Origin of the sequence: Lederbergia sp. NSJ-179 (assembly GCF_022867885.1) — a bacterium.
In the GTDB taxonomy this organism is placed as follows: Bacteria; Bacillota; Bacilli; order Bacillales; family Bacillaceae_C; genus Lederbergia.
On the sequence record NZ_JALIFP010000014.1, the window covers coordinates 47,836 to 68,093 of the forward strand.

Below are 20,258 nucleotides of genomic sequence, written 5' to 3' on the forward strand. Positions count from 1 at the left end.
CGCCTTAAGGACACTCGCGGTTTATTTTTAATAAACACTTAACTGATACCCCAATCCCCGTAGTGTTTTGATTTCTCCATCTGAATTCGGCCAAGCTTTCAACGCCTTACGAATCCGTTTAATGGCAAGGTCCACGGCACGATCACTTCCTTCATAATCCCATCCCCACACTTGTTCAATTAATTGTTCTCTCGTAAAGGTTTGGTTCGGATTTTCCGCTAAAAATAAGAGAACAGATAAATCACGTGGTGTAAGAGTTATATTTTTCCCCGCTACTAGCACTTGATGGGCCTTAATATTAATTTCTAATTGTCCAAAGCGTTTCACAGGATTTGTATGGTCTTCTCTCGAACGTCTAAGCACAGCCTTTACTCGAGCAACGACCTCATCTGCAACAAACGGTTTAGGGATATAATCATCTGCTCCCTTATCTAATCCTTCCAACCGATAATTTACATCACCGAGCGCTGTCAACATAATCACTGGACAATTGTTACTCTTCCTAATTTCTTTTAAAACCTCCCATCCATCTTTCTGTGGAAGCACAACATCTAATAAAACTAAATCAGGGTATACGACATGAAATTTTTCCAATGCTTCTTCTCCATCAAAAGCCTGTTCAACCTCAAAGTGAGCTTTCTGTAAATAGACTTTCAAAACCCGACTAATCGCAAATTCATCTTCTACCACTAATATCTTGACCGGTGCCATTCGCTCCGTCACCACCTAGTCTGTTTTTTTTCGCAAATCTTGTCCTTATAACATTATCAAACAAATAAGTCAGCCAAAAGTCCATTATACGAAAAAGTCTGTTCAAAAAATTATTCCCTTGACATTTACCTGACACAATTAGCCTCTACACTAGCCATATTGAGTTGGCCAACCTGAACACAAAAGGTTATAACAGGAAGCAGTTCTAGAAGGAGGAGACAGGATAGTGAAAAAATGGATATCGATCGGTGTCATCATTTTAATTATCGTAGGAGGCAGTTTTTGGTTTTATCATAGTAAAAAAATAGCAGCACCTCAAGAAGAGAGAAGTATCACATCTACCGTACAAAAAGGGGATATCAACGTTCAAGTTAGTGGATCTGGTTCTATATCATCCATTAATAGTTCTGATATTACCTCAACTTCTGAAGGAATCATTGACGAAGTATTAGTGGAGGAAAAGGAGATCGTTAAAAAAGGGGATGAACTCGCTACGTTTACAGATGGCAGTGACCCCATTACCGCTCCTCATGCCGGAACGATAACTTCGTTAGATATTGAAGATGGAAGCCGTGTTCAGTCGACCCAAGTAGTTGGGCATATAACAGATTATAAAACATTACAATCCGTCATTAGTGTGGACGAGCTTGATATCACAAGTATTAAAGAAGGACAAACAGCTGAATTGGCCGTTGATGCCTTTCCTGATGAAACATTTACAGGCACTGTGACAAAAGTAGCAGCGGAAGGAACGGCCAATAACGGGGTTTCAAGCTTTGATGTAACTGTACAAATAAAAGATCCAAAGGAATTATTGATTGGCATGTCCAGCGAAGTGAAAATCACAACGGAAAGCAAAAAAGATGTCCTTTACGTTCCCATTGAGGCCGTTCAAATTGATCGCGATCAAAAATATGTCAATGTTCAGGAAGCTACCTCAAGCAATAATACAGACGCTGAAACAACAAAACAAGTTGTGGAAACAGGGATCAATGATGATCAAAATATTGAAATCGTCTCTGGATTAACGGAAGGACAAACGATTCAACTCCCTCTATCCATTTCATCTGGAAATCAAAGAGAAAATCAGGGATTTCCTGGTGGTGATAGAGGCCAAGGATTCCCTAGTGGTGGCGGTGGCCAAGTATTTCCTTCTGGCGGAGCCCCAGGCGGCAGTGGTGGCCAAGGATTCCCTGGTGGTTCAGGCAGAGGTGGTCAATAATGGCAAATTCCGTTATTGAAATTAAAAATTTAAAAAAATCCTATGAGCTTGGTGGAGAAACAATCCATGCCCTGCAAGATGTCTCCCTTCAAATCAATATGGGGGACTTCATCTCCATAATTGGCCCATCAGGTTCAGGGAAGTCCACCTTCATGAATATGATCGGGTGTCTCGATAAACCCGATTCTGGAAAATACTTAATCGATGAAAAAAATGTGGCGAAGATGAATGATAATGAACTTGCGGCAATACGCAATGGGAAGATTGGTTTTATCTTTCAAAATTTTAATCTCTTAAATAAACTAACGGCCTTAGAAAATGTAGAACTTCCTCTGATCTATCGAGGTTTAACTGGAAAAGAGCGGCGAGAGAAGGCGATTCATTGTCTGCAGTTAGTTGGATTAAAAGAACGGCAACATCATTTGCCAACCCAGCTTTCAGGTGGACAACAACAAAGAGTCGCGATTGCGAGAGCATTGGCTGGAGATCCGCTCATCCTGCTCGCCGATGAACCTACTGGGGCATTGGATAGTAAAACGAGTAAAGAAGTCTTGCAACTATTAAAGGAGTTAAATGAAAAAGGCCATATTATTGTTTTAATTACGCATGACTTAGAAGTAGCCAAACAAGCGAAACGAATTATGCGCATCCATGACGGTCAATTATTTGAAAATGGGGGGGACTGGCTTGAAACTACTAGAATCCATCAAGATGGCGCTAAAAAGTATCAAAAATAATAAACTAAGATCCTTTCTGACGATGCTTGGAATTATCATCGGTGTAGCTTCTGTTATCACTTTAGTCGGTGTCGGACAAGGTTCTTCACAGTCTGTAACGGCAGAAATTGGCGAGCTCGGAACAAATCTATTGACACTTAGTGTGACGGACTCAGATTCTGTACAACTGGAAGAAAAACAACTCGAGTCATTCAACGAACTAAATGGAATTTCTGAAATTGCCCCTGTTGTATCTGGAAGAATCTTTGCCAAGCATGGTGAAAATTCCACACAGGTCTCCATAACAGGTACAACTTCCTCTTTTCTATCCGTGAGAGGATTATCTCTAAGTCAAGGGCGTTTTATATCGGATATGGATCATGAATTACGGCAAAAAACGGTTGTATTAGGAGCCGAGACAGCAGAGTCTCTTTTTCCAAGAACGAACCCTCTAGGAGAAAGTCTCAAAATAAATGGTGTGTCCTATACAGTTGTTGGTGTGTTAAAGTCAGTGGGTAGTTCACTAGGAACAAGTGGAGACAATGTCATCATTGCACCTCTCTCCACTACCCAAAGACTACTTCAGAGTACAACGATCGAGACGATTTATTTGCAGACTCAAAATGAAGACATGGTCAATTTAGCAAAGCTTCAAGTTCAAGGAACCATGACAACTCTCTTTCCTAACCTCAGTGATGCTTATTCTGTTTCAAGCCAGGAAGATTTAATGGAAACAATGGGTTCCGTTTCCGACACTATGACACTTATGTTAGGTGGGATTGCTAGTATTTCCCTTCTTGTCGGCGGAATAGGGGTCATGAATATTATGCTTGTCTCCGTCTCAGAAAGAACGAAAGAAATAGGAGTTCGAAAAGCGATTGGCGCGAAACGCACAGCAATTCTTTTACAATTCCTCATTGAAGCTGTCGTGCTAAGTATGCTTGGTGGTTTACTGGGTATTTTGTTAGGTCTTAGTATTTCAAAATCGCTCGAGTTATTCTCTAGCATATCTGTCGCCTATTCCCTTTCCGTCACCTTATTTGCTTTCCTATTCTCTTGCGTGATAGGCATTATTTTTGGCGTATTTCCTGCCAATAAAGCGTCTAAATTAGATCCCATCCACGCCTTACGTCAAGAATAGTGCAGGAAAACTTTAATCAGTTCTTACGAAAAAAGAGGAAAATTAGAGGAGGACAAAAAATGCGAAAAACAAAAAACTGGATCGGAATGTTAGCCTTGGCATTATTAATGGCGCAATCAACCATTGGCATCATCAATTATACACAAACTAGCGCACAACCAAATTTCCCGAGGATGGACAGAATAAATGGCAATGAAGATGGTAGATTTGCGGGTAATCCACCGCAAATGAACAGCCAGAATACAGAAGATGCCGATCATTCTGACTCGAATAATGAAGAAACATCTAACTCTGCGTCTAATGATGAAACGGCGAAGAGACCAGAAAATGGACAAATGCCTCACTTTAATGAGCAGCCAATGAACCAGCCTGGATCCTTTGCTGCAGCTCTACGAAACTTTGCTAACGGAATCCCAGGTCTTATCATGAATATTTTCTCTCTCGGTCTCGCGCTTATTTGGTTGATTCTATCTATCCTATTAAGAAGAAAATATCAGTCGGTCAATTAAGAGAGGGTGCAAGTAAATTGGAATTAAATAAAAGAATGAAAATCATTGCAATTGGAACCATCATTGGACTTGCAAATATAACACCTTATCCTATTAGTCCTATAAGGGCGGAGGAGGTCGCTCAATCGGAAGGACCTCCACAATTAGCATCAATAAAGATTGATGAATTTCAACTGGACCAATCCTTTTCCCCTACGACAACAACGTATACAGCAGATGTCGCAAATCATATAAAAACAATAACGATACAGGCAGAGGCAGAAGAAGCGTCCGCAACTGTCACAATTAACGGGAAATCCATTGGAAATGCTAAGAAAACAAGTCTGCCAATAGAAACGGGAGAGAACATTTTTACCATTACGGTTATAAATGAGAAAGAAGTGAATACCTATACGATCACGGTAAATCGTGCCAAAAACGAAAATAATCAACTAGCAAAACTTACATTGTCTGGTGGGAGCATAGAGTTTGATCCAGATCTAACTAGTTATCATGTAAAGGTGGAAAATAAGATTAGTGAAATAACAATCCAACCTGAAGTGGCGGTGGATACTTCAAGCGTAGAAATAGACGGAATGAATCTAGTTGAGACGGAACAAGTCGTAGAGATTCCAGTTGGTACAACGACCATCAACATAACGGTAACCGCCGAAAATGGCTCCAAAAGAACATATAAATTAACGATAACGAGAGCGAAAAAACAAGCGGAAGCGCAGAAATCAGCTGCCAATGATCCCTCCGAAAAAACTGAGACCAAACAAAAGCCCGATGCGAACAATCAACCGAAAACAACGGAGACTGAAAAAAACAGTGCAAACAATCAGTCCGGAATGCCTAAGACCGAACAAAAAGCTAATGCCAGCGCCATATCTGTGAAACCTACCAAAGCAGAAGCAAATGAGCAACTGCCAGAACAACCGACGGGAGCGAAGACAACCCAAAGTAATCAAACCAATTTGAAAGCTGCCTCCTTAATGTCAGGAAATACTATGACAACCAAAGAAATCAGTACAAAAGCGAATCTCCAATCCCTGATCGTTTCTGAAGGAACCTGGAACAAGTCTTTTACTTCTGATGCGTATACCTACCATATCGCAGTAAATAAGGATGTTTCCAAGGTGACGATAACCGCCAATCCGGAAGAAAGTGATGCCAAAGTTGTTATAAAAGGAAATGAACCTTCCAACAGCGCAGCAGTAGCGATTGAAAACCAAGCAAAAACAGTTATTTCTGTGGTCATCACACGCGAAAATGACAGGAAAACCTATGTAATGGTATTTGATAAAGACTTGGATTAGATATGCATAAAGAAACATGTACAGGGTAAATAGTAAGAAGGGTTAAAATATTCATTTGAGGAGTTGATGTTTCATGTCAGACATACTATTTACGTCGACAGCAACCGCTAAAGGAGGCCGCGAAGGTCACGTCCATTCATCTGATAACGTCCTTCAATTTGATACAGCTATGCCAGGAAGTTCTAGAGCCAAGGAATTAGACCAATCTACGAACCCTGAACAATTATTCGCAGCTGGGTATGCTGCATGTTTTGACGGTGCTTTACAACTAGTCGCTAGCAAGGAACATATTAAGTTCTCCTCAGAGGTCATAGCCAATGTGAGCCTGCTTAAGGACAAGGAAGACCAAGGCTTCAAACTAGCGGTTACCCTGCAGGTGAAAGGAACGGACATAGAAAAGGATAAGTTAGAAGACTTAGTTGAAAAAGCTCACCAATTCTGTCCTTATTCAAAGGCCACAAGAGGCAATATCGAAGTGAAGTTAGAAGTTCTGTAAATTATTATTAGCGACGGACTGTAGACGAGCAAATCGTCAACAGTCTTTCTTAAAAGATAAGAGTATAAAAATTGGCTGGTGCTGAATCTAGCTCCAGGCGCCATCGGCTCGAGGTCAAATAACCTGAGCCAATAAAAGTCAAGATCGGACTTTTCTTGTCTCAGAACATTTGCTTGTCGCGGGCCAACAGGATGTTGGTCAGAACGGCGTTGCGCCAGGACGGCGCGAACTTAGCCGTTCATCCATTAGGCGGGCGCCTTGCGCTTTTCTCATTATATGCACATAATGTCGATATGACTAAATTGCGTCCATGCTCCCTATTATGGCATGATAAGTTTATCTGCATCGTCATGAAGTACCTATGAGAGGAGTAACACAATGGCACATCCATATAAAACCTATTCCCTTGATCAATTACAAGAAGAAGTGGAAATTCTCAAGGAAAAATTAAAACGAGCCCAGTTGGAAGGTAAAACGAATCATATTCTCGTCTATAAGCGAAAAATAGAGCTAGTCCGTTCCTTCATGTTAAACTCGGAAGATTTCCAACCTGGGGATATATTCGAGATCATCGAGGAACCAGATTATCTATTTGAAATTATTGAAATCAGTGGGGTAACAGCTTGGGGATACACAATTGATAAAAAGGATGGAAAGAAGGATAAAGAACAGCGAGGCAAACTGCTTGCTCAAATACGTCAGACAACTGAACGTCCCTAAATGTATTTGTGCCTAGTTTGTTTAATTCGTTTGAGCCTTATCTGAAATTTTGGCCTTTATTTTGATATTGTTGTATAATTTTTTATTTTAACTAAGTTGGGCTCCTATAAATACGTAAAGATCCCCCTTTTATCATCACTAGATTACGAGTATGTGCTCCATTAATAGCTAATGACGTTCAATTGATTTTTCTAGATTTTCTGTCCTACGGTCGATTCGTATCTCTAGTTACAGCAAATGGCTTTCTACCATAATCCCCTTAAAAAATTCTCATTGTTGTAAGGAGAGCGATCAGAATAAACGCCCTGCCCATTAGGCAAAGCCCAGTTACCAGGCTGCACGTTATAAGCATATCTTGGTACATGAGCATAATAAGGATACATATAAGGCTGATCAGCAAAATCCAAAGTAGAAAGAACATTGGAGCTGGATACTTCAAACGTGGAAACAATCACCGAAGCCTTCCGAGTTGCAATGGAAAAGAATCCATCAGGCAGTTATCAATTTCTAAACGTGTTACAGTTTGCTCACAACACAGTTCACTTTCTCCCCCTCCATACATTTTTCTCAGACCTCCACTTTTACGATCAATGATTAGTCCTATTTGTTTAACTTCATCCGTATCTAAGCTTGTAGTTGAACAGCCTGTATCTAAAAGTACATGATCTAAACATATTTAGAAATTGTACTAGAATCACAACAGAAAATAAAAGTGGTCTTGAGTAATACAGGCGCTCTTTTTGAATGCCATATTTTGGGTAGTAGTTCGTATAAGTAGGTGTTGTTATTTTTCTTTTTGTTCTGTTTTCCACCATAATGAATCTTTTTGTTATTCAGTTCAATGTTACAGCTCACTACTTTATATAGGAAACCGTTTAGTTTTTAATATCCCAAAAAGGTCCGGGCGATATCCGCGTCTTGGCGAAAGTTATGAAATAAAAAAATTTATCCCGATCTCTACATTCAAGAGTTTGTGGGGAAAAATGGGGTTTAGAATGGGAGATCAACAGCCAATAACCAAAACAATGCCCGGAACCAAAGCAACTTAGCATTGCTATGATACCGGGCATTTCCCTGTTTTACTGGCTATTTTTTTCACAGCTTCTAGTACATCCGCTGTGTTACTCTATAAGTGTTTATATCATTCAAAGCTATATTTCTTAAATCTTTTAGCCAGATCATCTATAAGTTTTTGCCATTACTCTCTATTACCTTTTTGTACCAATAAAAGCTCTTCTTTTTTCTCCGATCAAATGTTCCTTGACCACTATCATCTATATCTACATAAATAAATCCATACCGCTTACTAATTTCTGAAGTTGAGACACTTATAATGTCAATTGGTCCCCAGCTAGTGTAGCCCATTAATTCAACACCATCTTCAATTGCTTCTCTCATTTGAATAATGTGTTTACGCAAATAATCAATTCGATAATCGTCCTCTATTTCACCCTGATCATTGAATTTATCAATGGCACCCAGTCCATTTTCTACGACAAATAAAGGTACTTGGTAGCGATCATACAATTTATTCAGTGTAATCCTTAGTCCAATAGCATCTATTTGCCAACCCCACTCTGAGGATTCCAGATACGGATTTTTCAATCCTGAAAATAGATTTCCTGAAGCTCTTTCACCTTGTGGACCAGTACTTTCGACTAGGGACATGTAATAACTGAACGAAATAAAATCAACTGTATTCTCCAACAGGATTTCTTCATCCCCCGGTTCTGTAACAAAGGAAATTTGATTCTCCTTGAAGAATCGCTGCATATAATTAGGATATTTTCCTCTTACTTGCACATCTGTATAAAAGAAATTCAGTTGTTCTTCCTTCAAAGTTTTTAGTACATCAAGAGGATTACATGTTTCAGGATAAGTCTCCAATCTGGCAAGCATACAACCGATCTGTGCTCCAGGAATTATATTGCGACATGCTTTTACTGCAAGTGCACTAGCCACAAACTGATGGTGCAGGGCTTGATAAATTGCTTGCTGCATATTCTCATGTCGATCATGAATCAAACCTCCCGCATTATACGGCGCTAAAGCGATGGCATTAATCTCATTAAAGGTTAACCAATACTTTACTTTGTTTTTATATCGGGTAAATACCGTTTCAGCAAAATGAACAAATAAATCAATTAAGCGACGATCGGTCCATCCATTGAAACGCTCCACTAAAGAGACGGGCATTTCATAGTGAGAAAGAGTCACTAACGGTTCGATATTGTATTTGGCTAATTCATTAAAAACATCATCATAAAAGGCTAAGCCTTCTTCATTTGGAGTGGAGTCATCTCCATTAGGGAAAATTCTTGCCCAAGAAATCGATATGCGAAATACTTTAAAACCCATCTCAGCAAATAAAGCAATATCTTCTTTATAGCGATGGTAGAAATCTACTCCCCAACGCTTTGGATATATCCCATAATCTTTTTCATTTAAAGCATCCTTAAATTGCTGGCTAGTGATATGGACCGCATTATCACTAGTTCTCTCATGCTTCGGAATAAATGGAATCATATCAGCCGTCGATAGTCCTTTCCCTCCGAGATTAAAACCACCCTCTAATTGATTAGCAGCTGTAGCGCCACCCCATAAAAACCCTTTTGGAAATTCTTTATTCATTACTCTCCACTCCTTGTTATAAATTTTATTATTTGGCTTGTAAGAGCTTCTCACCCTTTTTAATAGAGCCAGGCTCTCTACTAAACTTCATTTCATTCAATTCATGGCTGTTAGTAATAATCATTAATGTAACAAGATTATATCCTTCACCTTTAATTGCCTCTTGATCAAACGTTACTAGAGTACTTCCTTTTGTTACCTTTTGACCTTGTTGGACCATCGTTTCAAAGTGTTTTCCCTCTAAATTGACCGTTTCAAGACCGATATGAATGAGCGCTTCAACTCCTTGGTCTGAACGTAGACCAATGGCATGTTTAGTAGGATATACAACAGCCACTTCGCCTGAGAAAGGGGCAACTACTTCACCTGTTTGAGGTTGAATTGCTATGGTCGGTCCCATCAAACTACTTGAAAATGTTTTATCAGGTACACTTTCTAACGGAACGACATTCCCTTCTAGCGGGCTAAACATTTCAAATTCTCGGCTACCAGACTCTTCCATAACTTTATCCTGTTGCTCCTCTTCCTCATTCTTTACATCTTCAAATCCTAAAAGCAAAGTAGCAACAAATGAAACGACAAACGCTATTATTACTGAAATAATGGCATAGATAAGATTTTTGGAATCAGCAGGATCAATATAGACAGGAAGAGCTTGCAATCCTTGTGCCACTACACCAAAACATTTAACGGCGAAAAAGACAGAGAACCCCCCACTAATAGCCCCGGCAATCATCGTGGCATATAATGGCCTTTTCAATTTTAAATTCACACCAAATAAAGCCGGCTCTGTAACACCTAATAAGGCAGAAAAGCCTGATGAAGCAGCAATTGATTTTAATTTTTTATCTTTTGTGCGTAATGCAACAGCAAACACAGCACCTGATTGCGCTAAGCTGTTTATAAAGTTCAAAGGTAAGATTGCCGTATCATAGCCATTCTTACCAATATTCTGAAGAAAGATTGGTAAAAATCCATAATGCATACCAGTTATGATAAACATTGGCAATAAGCCACCGAGGATAACCCCCGCAATTGCACCTCCATGAGCAAAAAGCCAGCCAATTACAATTCCTACATAATCACCAACCGTAAATCCGATAGGGCCCGCAACAATAAGTGTAAATGGGATCATAATTAATAGAACTAGTGTGGGCGTTAAAATAATACGTAAAATCTTTGGAACAATAGCGTTAATAAATTTATATACATAACTTAAAACCCAAACAGCCAGAATAACCGGAATGACTGATGCACTATATGTGTTAAAAGGAATGGTTAATCCTAAAAAAGTTAATCCATTTGCACCTTCTGCTAGTCCACTTGTCATCGTTGGGTACAATAGAGAGCCTGTTACCGCAAGCGCCAAATATTCACTCACTTTAAACCTTCTAGCTGCAGATACGGCTAGGAGAAATGGTAAAAAATAAAAGGCAACATCAGAAATAATGGTGAATACTTGATAGGCATCACTCTCAACAGAAATCCACCCCATTACTTGTAATAAGGCAAGGATTCCTTTCATCATACCTGCTCCAGCAATCGCTGGAATCACTGGTGAAAATACCCCTGAAATCATATCAAGAAAACGGCTAATGAGATTTTTCTTTTCTTCCTTCTCTTGATCCGCTGTATCTACCGAACCACCTTGCCCAATAATTCCTTCAACTTCCTTAAATACATTGCTTACATTGTTACCGATAATAATCTGAAACTGGCCATTTTGAAATTGGGCCCCAAACACTTCTGGACTTTTTTTAATAGACTCTATATCAACCTTGTCTTCATCCACTAAATTAAACCTAAGTCTTGTTACACAATGCCATGCTCTGTTGACATTTTCTTTTCCACCTATTTTGTCAATAATTGACTGAGCCAAAGATGAATTACTCAATTTTCTCACTCCCAATTTTTTACTATTGAAGCATAAAAAAACCTAAACGCTTCCTAGAATACATAATTGTTTTACATACTCTAGGGAACGTTTAGGTAATGCCTGATTTAACAGTTACACCCTAAATTATTCGTCCGTTTTATTAGTAATCCGTGAAGTCATTCTTTGGATATGAAGAATTAAATAGGTCATTTCATCGTCAGATATATTCCATCCATATTCTAAACGCAAATATTTTGCAATCTTTAACACACATTGGTAGATTTGCGGATTCTGCTGGGTCACCAAGGTAAAAATAGAACTTGCAGAATTCGTCCGAATTAACTTTTTCTCAAGATGTCTTAAGATAAAATAACGTAAATGGGTTAAGAATCTTGAGAAATTCAATGAGTCCTCTTCTAAGTTCACTTGAAAATGATAACTAATAATATCAAGAATTTTATTGGTAATTTCAGTTATCTTAATAGTCTCTGGCATACCTTCAATTCCAGATTGTGCATTCACAAAGTGTAACGCAATCGCCGTCGCTTCTGTAGCAGGCATTTCCTGGCCAGTTTGTTCCAAGATCATTTGTACGGCTCGTTCACCCACTTGAAATTCCTTTTTATATAAACTCTTTACTTCCCAATGAAGTGGATTTTTTATAAACAACTGATTTTCTGCTCTTTTAATTGCAAAGTTCAGATGATCTGACAAAGTAATTAAAAATGCATCGTTGAATTTCTTATCTAGAATTTTCTCTCCTAATGAGATAATCTTGGTCGTTAAATAAATTATCTCAGGAGGTATTTCATTTAAAATGTTTAATATTGGATGGCTATTTGAAGATGAATCTAAGGTATAAATTTTATCAACAAGCTGTTGATCAATCTCCTCGTTCTTTTTCCTTTTAAAACCGATTCCCTTTCCAATGACAACGACTTCCTGTCCATTATGGTCAACAGCCAGTACAACATTATTATTGAACGCTTGTTTCAATATCATTATTATGAACACCTCACTTTATGACTATAACTTAGTCTTTCCGAAGAAAATAAAAAAACCAATTATAAATAATGAGCAACAAAAAGGTTTTTGCACTCAAAATTTATAATTGGTTTTGCCTGATTTAATCAGTAACAATCCGCTATTTACTTTTATACTATCACAGTTGAGTAAGCGCAGTCAATATGTATCCGTCAAGTGCTCCTTGGAGCCTGTCCACCTCTGCAGTAGGATCGGATACGGTTTCTTCTCAAAAATCACAGACCACCCGTTCAACGGGTGGTTTGACTCAGCCCTGTTCTGCCCGACATTGGCTTGCGAAAACCTTTGTCATTATAGCGGAGGAGGACTTTTTATCATACGTAAAGGTACTTCCGTTTCTGTTCTCCCACGCATAACGTGGGGCTTAATCTGGAGTTAGATCTGGTTCTACTAAACGATAAGCCTTCGCGATAGCTATTCATCTTGAAGCAGCTATTCCCGCAAGTACGTTCATTAGTCAACCAACCCCTCATTTTTTAATGTTTCGGCAATATGATTCAATGCCGCTTCTTCATCATTTCCCTCAGCAATCACTTTAATCTCAGCATCCTTGCCAATTCCCATAGCCATGATCGACATAATCGATTTCAAATTAGCTAGCCTCCCTTTATATTCGAGAGTAACCTCAGACTGAAATTGACTAGCTGCCTTTACTAAATTTGTCGCTGGACGTGCATGAATACCTGTCTCATCTGTTATTGTGAATGCTCTCTCTAACATATCAAATTCTCCTTTAGAAATAAAATCATAGTACTAGTGTCGCAAAATAAAAACCCAAATAAGTACATATATGGCTTGCATATACATTACTTACCTAGGTTTTGCCTCCATGACCAGTCACAATCCTATAAAAGATTGAACAACATATATTATATACAAATATCCACCTAACTTCAAAAGTTTACCTTAGATCATCACCATTTGTTTCGATAACTTGCTGATACCACTCAAAACTTTTTTCCGCATTGTTTTCCTGTAACAGGGGAAAAACCTACATTTTTATCCCTTAATAGCTTATGTACTTGCTTAAAAAGTTCCCTATTAAAATCTCGAGTTTATGGATTGTTTGCCGTTTTATTTAATTCTTTCAAAGCAACTTCAAAATACTTCACCTTTCCCCATGTCTCTTTATTTCCAATTACAACAAAGTATTCTTTTGCCCGGCTTGCCGCTACATTTAGCAAGTTTGGCGTGTCAGACGCCCAGCGTAGAGGACCGTTTTCGCCATCATTTACCCCTAGAACCAATAGGACTAGTGGAGCCTCTTTTCCTTGAAAAGTATGGACCGTGCCAATTTTTACATTGCACACAGACATTTGCTTGTTCATTCTCTCTAAACCTTGTTTGACACTCATAAACGGAGTAATCATAAAGCACGTTTTATGAGGATATTCCTCAACGTAATCTTGGGCAATTTTGAATGCTTGTTCTGCTTGCTCTTGTACAAAGTGGTCCCCCTTTTGGGCAGTTTGACCAGGTACATGTAGCCACTGGCTCGTATATACCTTGCCGTCTTCAAGCTTATCATGCTTGGTACCGTAAAGCATTTTATTCTGATATGTCGTCTTATTACAGATAGTAAACATGGGATCAGCACAACGGCGATGAACCCTGAGTGGACATCCCAGCCAAATACGATTCCCTCTATCGTCCTCCATCTGGCCACCATACTTATTATTTAAATCAGCATATTCCTGGGCACTCGCTTCAGGCCTTGTCACTTTATGGAAATAGGCTGCTTTTTCATCCATGCCAACGCCGTTGGTCGCTATAAATTTGAGCTGATCATGACTTAAAGTAACGACTGGTGGAATCTGTAATGGATCCCCTACAACCACTGCCCGCTTACTGCGCCAAATGGCTCCGACTGCTGATTGAGGGCTAGCCTGTCCGGCTTCATCAATAAATAACCAGCCGATATCTTCCTTTTTTAAGTCTTTCAAAAAACTGGCGATTGACGCGAAAGTGGAAGAGAGAATGGGACTTATCAGAAAAACCGTATCAAACATTGCCTGAATAAAGGCTTGGCGTTTTTCATTATTTATATCTTCACTCAATGGATGTCTTCCATTTACAATATATTGTTGTGCCAACTCCATGTTTTTCTTAATTTTTTCAAAATGCGTATAAATAAACTGTTCATATTGCTCCATGGCCAGTCCAAATAATTTACTTCTTTCGCAGCGGATTAAGCTTCCTTCATCTACATTGATATACTGTTCTTCAGATTTTTGCCACTGTTCATGATCAATATCATCCAAGCCAGTTGCCGTATTAGCCGCCTGAATTTTTTTCAGTATGCTTTTCTCTATCTGTTCGAGACTATCTCTATCTTTCTCTATTTCCGGAATCCCCGCTTCCAGCTTCTGCATCATCTTTTCAAAAAACTGCTCTCGGTTCTTCTTTTTTCCTAGTGCACTTGAGATTGTCCCCCACTCGGATTGGCCGCTCCCAAAAAATCTATAGTGATTTCCCAGTAATACCTCATCCTCTGGTAATTCTTTACTAATATTTTCTACCGCAGCATTATTATTAGAGACAACAAGCATTCGAAAATCCTTCAGTTTTGGATGAAAAGTATAATATATATCCTCTTCTCCTGGTCCATATTTTATTTCTTCTATAATGGCTTGTTCCCTTTGCAAAAATTTAACCTTTTCAACCAAAATATTGGCAAAGACATCCTTTAGTAATGTTGTTTTTCCTGTTCCTGGAGGTCCATTAACAGAAAAAAGAAAACCGTCTTCTTTCTTATACTTCTCAAAAATTATATTTAAGGCTACCTGTTGCATTAAACCAAGTGGATATTTAGAAGGCCATTTTGCCGGTGGCATCTGCCTTAAAATGCGCTTGCACTCTGTGATGGAAGAATGACTAAAGAAATCGACCTGTTCCTTGGATTGCTTTGTTACCTCCCACTGATCAGCAGCAAGATAGGTCTTTAAAGCCTGGCCAATTTGCTTCTTATGTAAAGCCGTATGAACAGCCTTCAAATCCTTTAAGTAAAAACTATTAATTCCCACATACTCGTCAAAGGTCAGTATTTCATAGTGAGTGTTAAAAGCATCCGCACCGAATCGCAAGATACCGTCTCCTTGTAGATGGACAGGCGCAAGGTATGACTGCAAAACGCCATGGATGAGATGATTTAATTGTCGCCAATTTTGATAGCGAATATGGATGAACTTCAGATCTTTCAGCAAGTTAGGATCTTCCTCATCTTGAAATGCCAACTCGTGATCCATTCTTCCGTATCCTTCATCTTGGGTTAACTCGCCAATCGCCTGTTCCAGCTCATGCTGCAGGCCTTCTAATGTTTTTCCAGTCCTAAGCAGGAACCTCACGATTGGGCTGATCACAAGCGGACTTCTCTGCTCAGCTTCCTTATCGATTTTCAGCATATGATCCAACTTTACATGAATTAAAAAGCTGTCCGGCTTTTCCTTGAAGTCCATGAAGGAATTACTTTTATTTGCAAGCGAGGCGAAGTAACGCAAAACTTCCTCCTTCGCCACTGGCAAATAAAACAGGGAGGCACTTTTCTCTCTTAAATATACGCCTTTCACTCGACTCCCTTTCGTTTCAAGGAACATGCTCATATCACCCATCGGTTTTCCGTTATAAGTTACAAAATCTCTTCGCCTAAGTACTGGTTCTTCAGTAAAAAAACTTTGGAATTGCTTCATCGTTATATAGTTCTTACTATATTCCATAAAATTATAATGCTCTAACTCAATAAAATAACGAAGGAGCACATCGGCTGATTCTGATTGCCTAAGGGGTTGCTCTTTCGGTTTTCTACCAAAAATCTTTTTAAAAAACTCTATGAGTTTCATATGTGACTAGTCTTCCTCCCGTGTCTTTATTTTTAATATTCGCATTTTAATATCCAGTATAACATTTTTAAACGTACTTGTTTGGAAATTTCCTTAAACAAAAGACCTAAACAAAAGCAACGCTGAATGAATAGTTACGGCCAAGCATTTCTGAAGCTACACAAGGCGCATGAACGAATACGGAAGTCATTTGGAGATCCTAAGGTTGAAAAAGATTTGCATAAAAAATTTGATTACTATGCATAAAGAAACATGTACAGGGTAAATAGAAAAATAGAGTAAATTTATTTGAGGAGTCAAAGCACAAGTGCCATGAAAAAAGTTAAATTATCTGAATGAGACCATGTCCTTTAACCATGGTCTTGTTCAGAAATTTATAAGGATTAGCAACTAGAGTGCTTGATCCATTTGATCCGATATCTTGACAGGGTTTTTTTGAGGACTTGGACTATTAACATAGCGAATTCCTACCAGCACAAGAAAAATCCCCACCAATGTTACGAGACTTAAATTTTCATTTAAAAATAAATAACCACAAATAACCCCCATGATAGGCACAAATAATAAAGAAATCGACGCTTTACTTGCTTCTGTTTGGCGCAAAATATAATTCCACATCACAAAGGCAAGCGCTGATGCAACAATACCAGAATACATAATATAAACGAGAGGCATGATTCCCCATTGAGATTCACCATGCTCAAATAATAAAGTGTAGAGAAATAACCCGATTGTCCCGATCGACATTTGCCATGTCGTAAATTGCACGCTGTCGCTGTGTTTTAATTTCAATTTAAAAATCAAATTAGCTATTGCCCAAGAAATAGCAGAGCTCAATCCTAACAGCATAATCCAGACGGATCCTCCCCCATGAATATCCATCGCAACAAACAGTCCTATGATCCCGATCGCGATGCCCAATGTCTTTTTGGTTGTCAGACGTTCTCCAGGAATCCATTTATGAGCCATAAGAGATAAGAAAAGTGGCATACTGTAGGTTAACACCGAGGTTAGGCCGGCACTAATATAATTCAGTGATATTTGAATCGCGATATTGAAATAAGCTGTTTGGAGCAGTCCGCATAAAACAAGCCACTTTAAATCAGATTTATGGGGCAAAGGTGTTTTTTTCAATACACATATACATATCAATACGAATGACCCCGTTAAAAATCTTAGTGTCGCAAACTCTCCAGGTGGGAAAAAACCATTTCCTAGCTTCATGATGACAAAATTAAATCCCCATATTAGACATAAAATAACCATATAAATATACATGTAGACGGTTTTCTCCTCACTTTAAATAGATATAACTTCTTTCGTTTCTTCTAAAAAAACTCTACAATAAGAATGAATAAGTGTCTAATATATATTTATAGAAGTTTTCATTCGTAAAACGACTTAATCAAAAAGGTGAGAAAAATGGAACTAAGACAGATTAAGTATTTTATTGCTGTGGCAGAAGAATTACATTTTGGCCGTGCTGCCATTCGCCTACAAATAACACAACCCCCTTTAAGTCAACAAATTCTACAGTTAGAAAGAGAACTTGGTGTTACATTGTTTAAGAGAACAAAACGCCATGTAGAGTTAACCAATGCAGGGCAGATTTTTTTACAAGAAGTACGTGGGATTTTCACCCAATTAGAACAAGCGAAAGCTCTTACTTTAAGAGCCGAAGAGGGGATGGTGGGGAGACTTGCGATTGGTTTTGTAGGGTCTGCCACTTTCGACATTTTCCCTCTTGTTATAAGAGGTTTTCAAGAACAATTTCCAAATGTAGATCTAGTGCTACACGAAATGCCTACGCCAAAACAAATTGAAGCATTTCATCATAAAGAAATTGATATTGGCTTTGTCAGACCTTCCGTATTTGACCCAACGATATCACTTTTGTCGATCCAGCAAGAGACATGTGTAGCTGTCGTGCCAAAGTTTCACCCTCTTGCTCAACGTTCTACAATCTCCATGAATGATTTAAGTAAGGAACAATTTATTCTTGTGGAAAGGGAGATTTGGCCAAGTTGGTATGATGACATTTTATCCAAATGTCATCAGGCAGGATTTAGTCCAACTATACGTCAAAGTGTCAAAGAAATTCAGACTGTTGTGGGATTAGTTGCTTCAGGACTAGGTGTTAGTATTGTTCCAAGATCAACTTCAAACTTCCATATATGGGACGTTTCCTACTTAGACATCCAGCAAGATTCACCTCGCATTGAGATGAGTCTTGCTTGGCGAACAGATGATGAATCCATTTTAGTGAAACAATTTATTGACACGGCTGCACAAATCATTAATCGGCCTGACAGGTAACCGTCAAGAAGAGATAAATGCTTTTACATTTGGAGATCACAAGTTGTCAACATTGATGAGAACGAACCCGATAACCAATTGACAATATCTTTGTTGTAAAATGGTCCATCGCGTTCAACTCTTCTCCTCCTTCCGTTTGAACAAATCGGTCCTTCCAAATTGTTCATAAAAAAACATGAAAACTGGAGAATATCGTGCCTAGAAGAAATAAGCATTGACAAATTAGTGCTTCAGACTGTTACATTTGCTACTCAAGGCAAAAACTCCTTTGTAGAAAACCTGTTTTGTATAGGGACTTCACAATGTTTATTTCAACAATAGGAGTTTTTCCCATTTAGTCCATAAATTCCAATCGTTAATTATTTCCAATCATGCATTGGCCACTGGTCAGATCTAGTAATCGTCCTTTATTTCTTCGTCTTTTCATCCTTTAGTAGAATGGTTAACGCTTCGTCTGCTTCTCGTAAAACGGTGTTAATATCTTTATCTTTTTCTATCAACTCCCGTACCATAGTATCATATATGCCCCCAGCCAAATGCTCATATTCTGAATAACGGTCACTTCCAGCTGATGGTGTTTGCTTCGTTAATGCTTCTATATTAAGATCACCAACATGGGGACGTTCCTGGATTAGATCTTCGAGTAAATGCTCATTAATGGCTGGATCTTCTAGTGCGGATGCTTGCCCCGCTTTTGCCCACTCAATCTGTTTTTCATCTGAGAGTAAATAGGTAATCACCTTAAACGCGTCATCCGGATATTCACTTGTCGCGGTGACACCTAGACTAAATGCTTTAGATGGGCGCGTAATCCCCGGAAGATCCTCCCATTCTGGATAGGTAACAATATCGAAATTAAACGTTTCATCACTGGAATACCACTCGATTAATTGCCAAAGTGGGAGCATGGCGACATTCCGTTCACTAATAAACTGTTCTCCCCATTCAAGTAAAAATGCGTCTGAATCTTCTTTCGGTATATTCCCAGGAATACTTGCTATTTGCTCCATTGTTTGTAAAACTTTTACAAATTCTTCACGAAATTCATCGTTCATAATTCTTGACTCATCCGTATCTGGGTCAACAAAGGTTATCCCACGTTGATCATATAAAATACTTGGAAAAGCAGGCTGTAACCCGTGATACTGTACACCCTCTCTTTCGCCAGTGACTTTTTCAGCTAATGAAATAACCTCTTCCCAAGTCATATGATCTGTCGGATATTCAACCCCAAATTTATCAAATATATCTTTGTTGTAATGCAAGGTAGTCAAACCTAATGATAATGGGATTGTATATAAATTCCCATTTGAAAAAGTACGGTGTTCAGTCAAAATATTAGGTTGTATCCGACTTAAATCAAAACCGTGCTTTTCAATTAAATCTGACAAGTCGAGCGCTAATTCTCTTTCTACATATTGTTTTATGTGGACGGGATTCTCGACAAAGTAAATATCTGGCATTTCCCCTTTTGCGATTAATTCATCTAAATCACCAGTATCAATACGTTCAATCGTTATATAAGGGAACTTATCTTCGATTGGATTTTTATATTGCTTCTCAAATCCCTCATCATCAATGCCATGAGCATGCAGGAATTTTAACGTAATGGGTTCTGGCTCAGCATTCAGTTCATTTTCTGTATTTTCTTTAGGATTATTAGTACTTGAAGAGCAGGCCGCTATAAATAAGCTCAGGAATACGAGTAAAGTTATTATTCGCCACTGTAAAACTTTCATTTG

17 protein-coding genes are annotated in these 20,258 nt (G+C 38.6%); 8 read left to right on the top strand and 9 right to left on the bottom strand.

From position 1 onward, the window contains the following. Positions 1-27: 27 nt before the first annotated feature. Positions 28-711: a response regulator transcription factor gene (locus MUB24_RS12160; protein ID WP_244704392.1), complete on the bottom strand. Its 684-nt coding sequence runs from the start codon at positions 709-711 to the stop codon at positions 28-30. A gap of 226 nt (positions 712-937) precedes the next feature. On the opposite strand from MUB24_RS12160, the gene MUB24_RS12165 reads away from it, so the two are divergent. The 7 genes from MUB24_RS12165 to MUB24_RS12195 all read left to right on the top strand — a co-directional run bounded on the left by MUB24_RS12165 (position 938) and on the right by MUB24_RS12195 (position 6,813). After that, entirely contained in the window at positions 938-1,933 is a 996-nt protein-coding gene (locus MUB24_RS12165; RefSeq protein WP_244704394.1) for an HlyD family efflux transporter periplasmic adaptor subunit, read from the top strand. Then, entirely contained in the window at positions 1,933-2,670 is a 738-nt protein-coding gene (locus MUB24_RS12170; protein ID WP_244704396.1) for an ABC transporter ATP-binding protein, read from the top strand. Before MUB24_RS12165 ends, MUB24_RS12170 begins: the two co-directional genes overlap by 1 nt. Then, positions 2,621-3,790: an ABC transporter permease gene (locus MUB24_RS12175; protein WP_244704398.1), complete on the top strand. Its 1,170-nt coding sequence runs from the start codon at positions 2,621-2,623 to the stop codon at positions 3,788-3,790. Before MUB24_RS12170 ends, MUB24_RS12175 begins: the two co-directional genes overlap by 50 nt. Positions 3,791-3,849: 59 nt before the next feature. Then, entirely contained in the window at positions 3,850-4,299 is a 450-nt protein-coding gene (locus MUB24_RS12180) for a hypothetical protein (protein ID WP_244704400.1), read from the top strand. Between the two features lie 17 nt (positions 4,300-4,316). Then, a complete protein-coding gene (locus MUB24_RS12185; protein WP_244704402.1) occupies positions 4,317-5,597 on the top strand; it encodes a cadherin-like beta sandwich domain-containing protein in 1,281 nt (426 codons plus the stop codon). 73 nt (positions 5,598-5,670) lie between these two features. Next, complete coding sequence (locus tag MUB24_RS12190) at positions 5,671-6,093, top strand: organic hydroperoxide resistance protein (protein WP_244704404.1); 423 nt, start codon at positions 5,671-5,673, stop codon at positions 6,091-6,093. Positions 6,094-6,471: 378 nt separating this feature from the next. Then, positions 6,472-6,813, top strand: coding sequence for a DUF1811 family protein (locus tag MUB24_RS12195; RefSeq protein WP_244704406.1), 342 nt, complete (start codon positions 6,472-6,474; stop codon positions 6,811-6,813). A 245-nt stretch (positions 6,814-7,058) separates the two neighbouring features. Here the strand turns inward: MUB24_RS12195 and MUB24_RS12200 are convergent, their stop codons facing one another. From MUB24_RS12200 to MUB24_RS12230, 7 genes are all read right to left on the bottom strand, one after another. Then, complete coding sequence (locus tag MUB24_RS12200; protein ID WP_244704408.1) at positions 7,059-7,268, bottom strand: hypothetical protein; 210 nt, start codon at positions 7,266-7,268, stop codon at positions 7,059-7,061. Positions 7,269-7,995: 727 nt separating this feature from the next. Beyond that, positions 7,996-9,444 carry a glycoside hydrolase family 1 protein gene (locus MUB24_RS12205; protein WP_244704410.1) on the bottom strand — a complete coding sequence of 483 codons (1,449 nt, stop codon included), beginning with the start codon at positions 9,442-9,444 and terminating at the stop codon, positions 7,996-7,998. Between the two features lie 28 nt (positions 9,445-9,472). Further along, positions 9,473-11,338, bottom strand: a complete 1,866-nt coding sequence (locus tag MUB24_RS12210; protein ID WP_244704412.1) for a beta-glucoside-specific PTS transporter subunit IIABC — start codon at positions 11,336-11,338, stop codon at positions 9,473-9,475. Positions 11,339-11,464: 126 nt separating this feature from the next. Beyond that, complete coding sequence (gene licT / locus MUB24_RS12215) at positions 11,465-12,322, bottom strand: BglG family transcription antiterminator LicT (RefSeq protein ID WP_244704414.1); 858 nt, start codon at positions 12,320-12,322, stop codon at positions 11,465-11,467. Between the two features lie 495 nt (positions 12,323-12,817). Then, positions 12,818-13,084, bottom strand: a complete 267-nt coding sequence (locus tag MUB24_RS12220) for a phosphocarrier protein HPr (RefSeq protein WP_244704416.1) — start codon at positions 13,082-13,084, stop codon at positions 12,818-12,820. A 335-nt stretch (positions 13,085-13,419) separates the two neighbouring features. Beyond that, a complete protein-coding gene (locus MUB24_RS12225) occupies positions 13,420-16,200 on the bottom strand; it encodes a DEAD/DEAH box helicase (protein WP_244704418.1) in 2,781 nt (926 codons plus the stop codon). A 390-nt stretch (positions 16,201-16,590) separates the two neighbouring features. After that, positions 16,591-17,478 (bottom strand): DMT family transporter, encoded by an 888-nt coding sequence (locus tag MUB24_RS12230; protein WP_244704420.1) that lies wholly within the window; start codon positions 17,476-17,478, stop codon positions 16,591-16,593. A gap of 144 nt (positions 17,479-17,622) precedes the next feature. Between MUB24_RS12230 and MUB24_RS12235 the strand changes: the two genes are divergently transcribed. Next, a complete protein-coding gene (locus MUB24_RS12235; protein ID WP_244704422.1) occupies positions 17,623-18,516 on the top strand; it encodes a LysR family transcriptional regulator in 894 nt (297 codons plus the stop codon). 407 nt (positions 18,517-18,923) lie between these two features. Here the strand turns inward: MUB24_RS12235 and MUB24_RS12240 are convergent, their stop codons facing one another. After that, complete coding sequence (locus MUB24_RS12240; protein WP_244704423.1) at positions 18,924-20,255, bottom strand: ABC transporter substrate-binding protein; 1,332 nt, start codon at positions 20,253-20,255, stop codon at positions 18,924-18,926. Between the last annotated feature and the right edge of the window lie 3 nt (positions 20,256-20,258).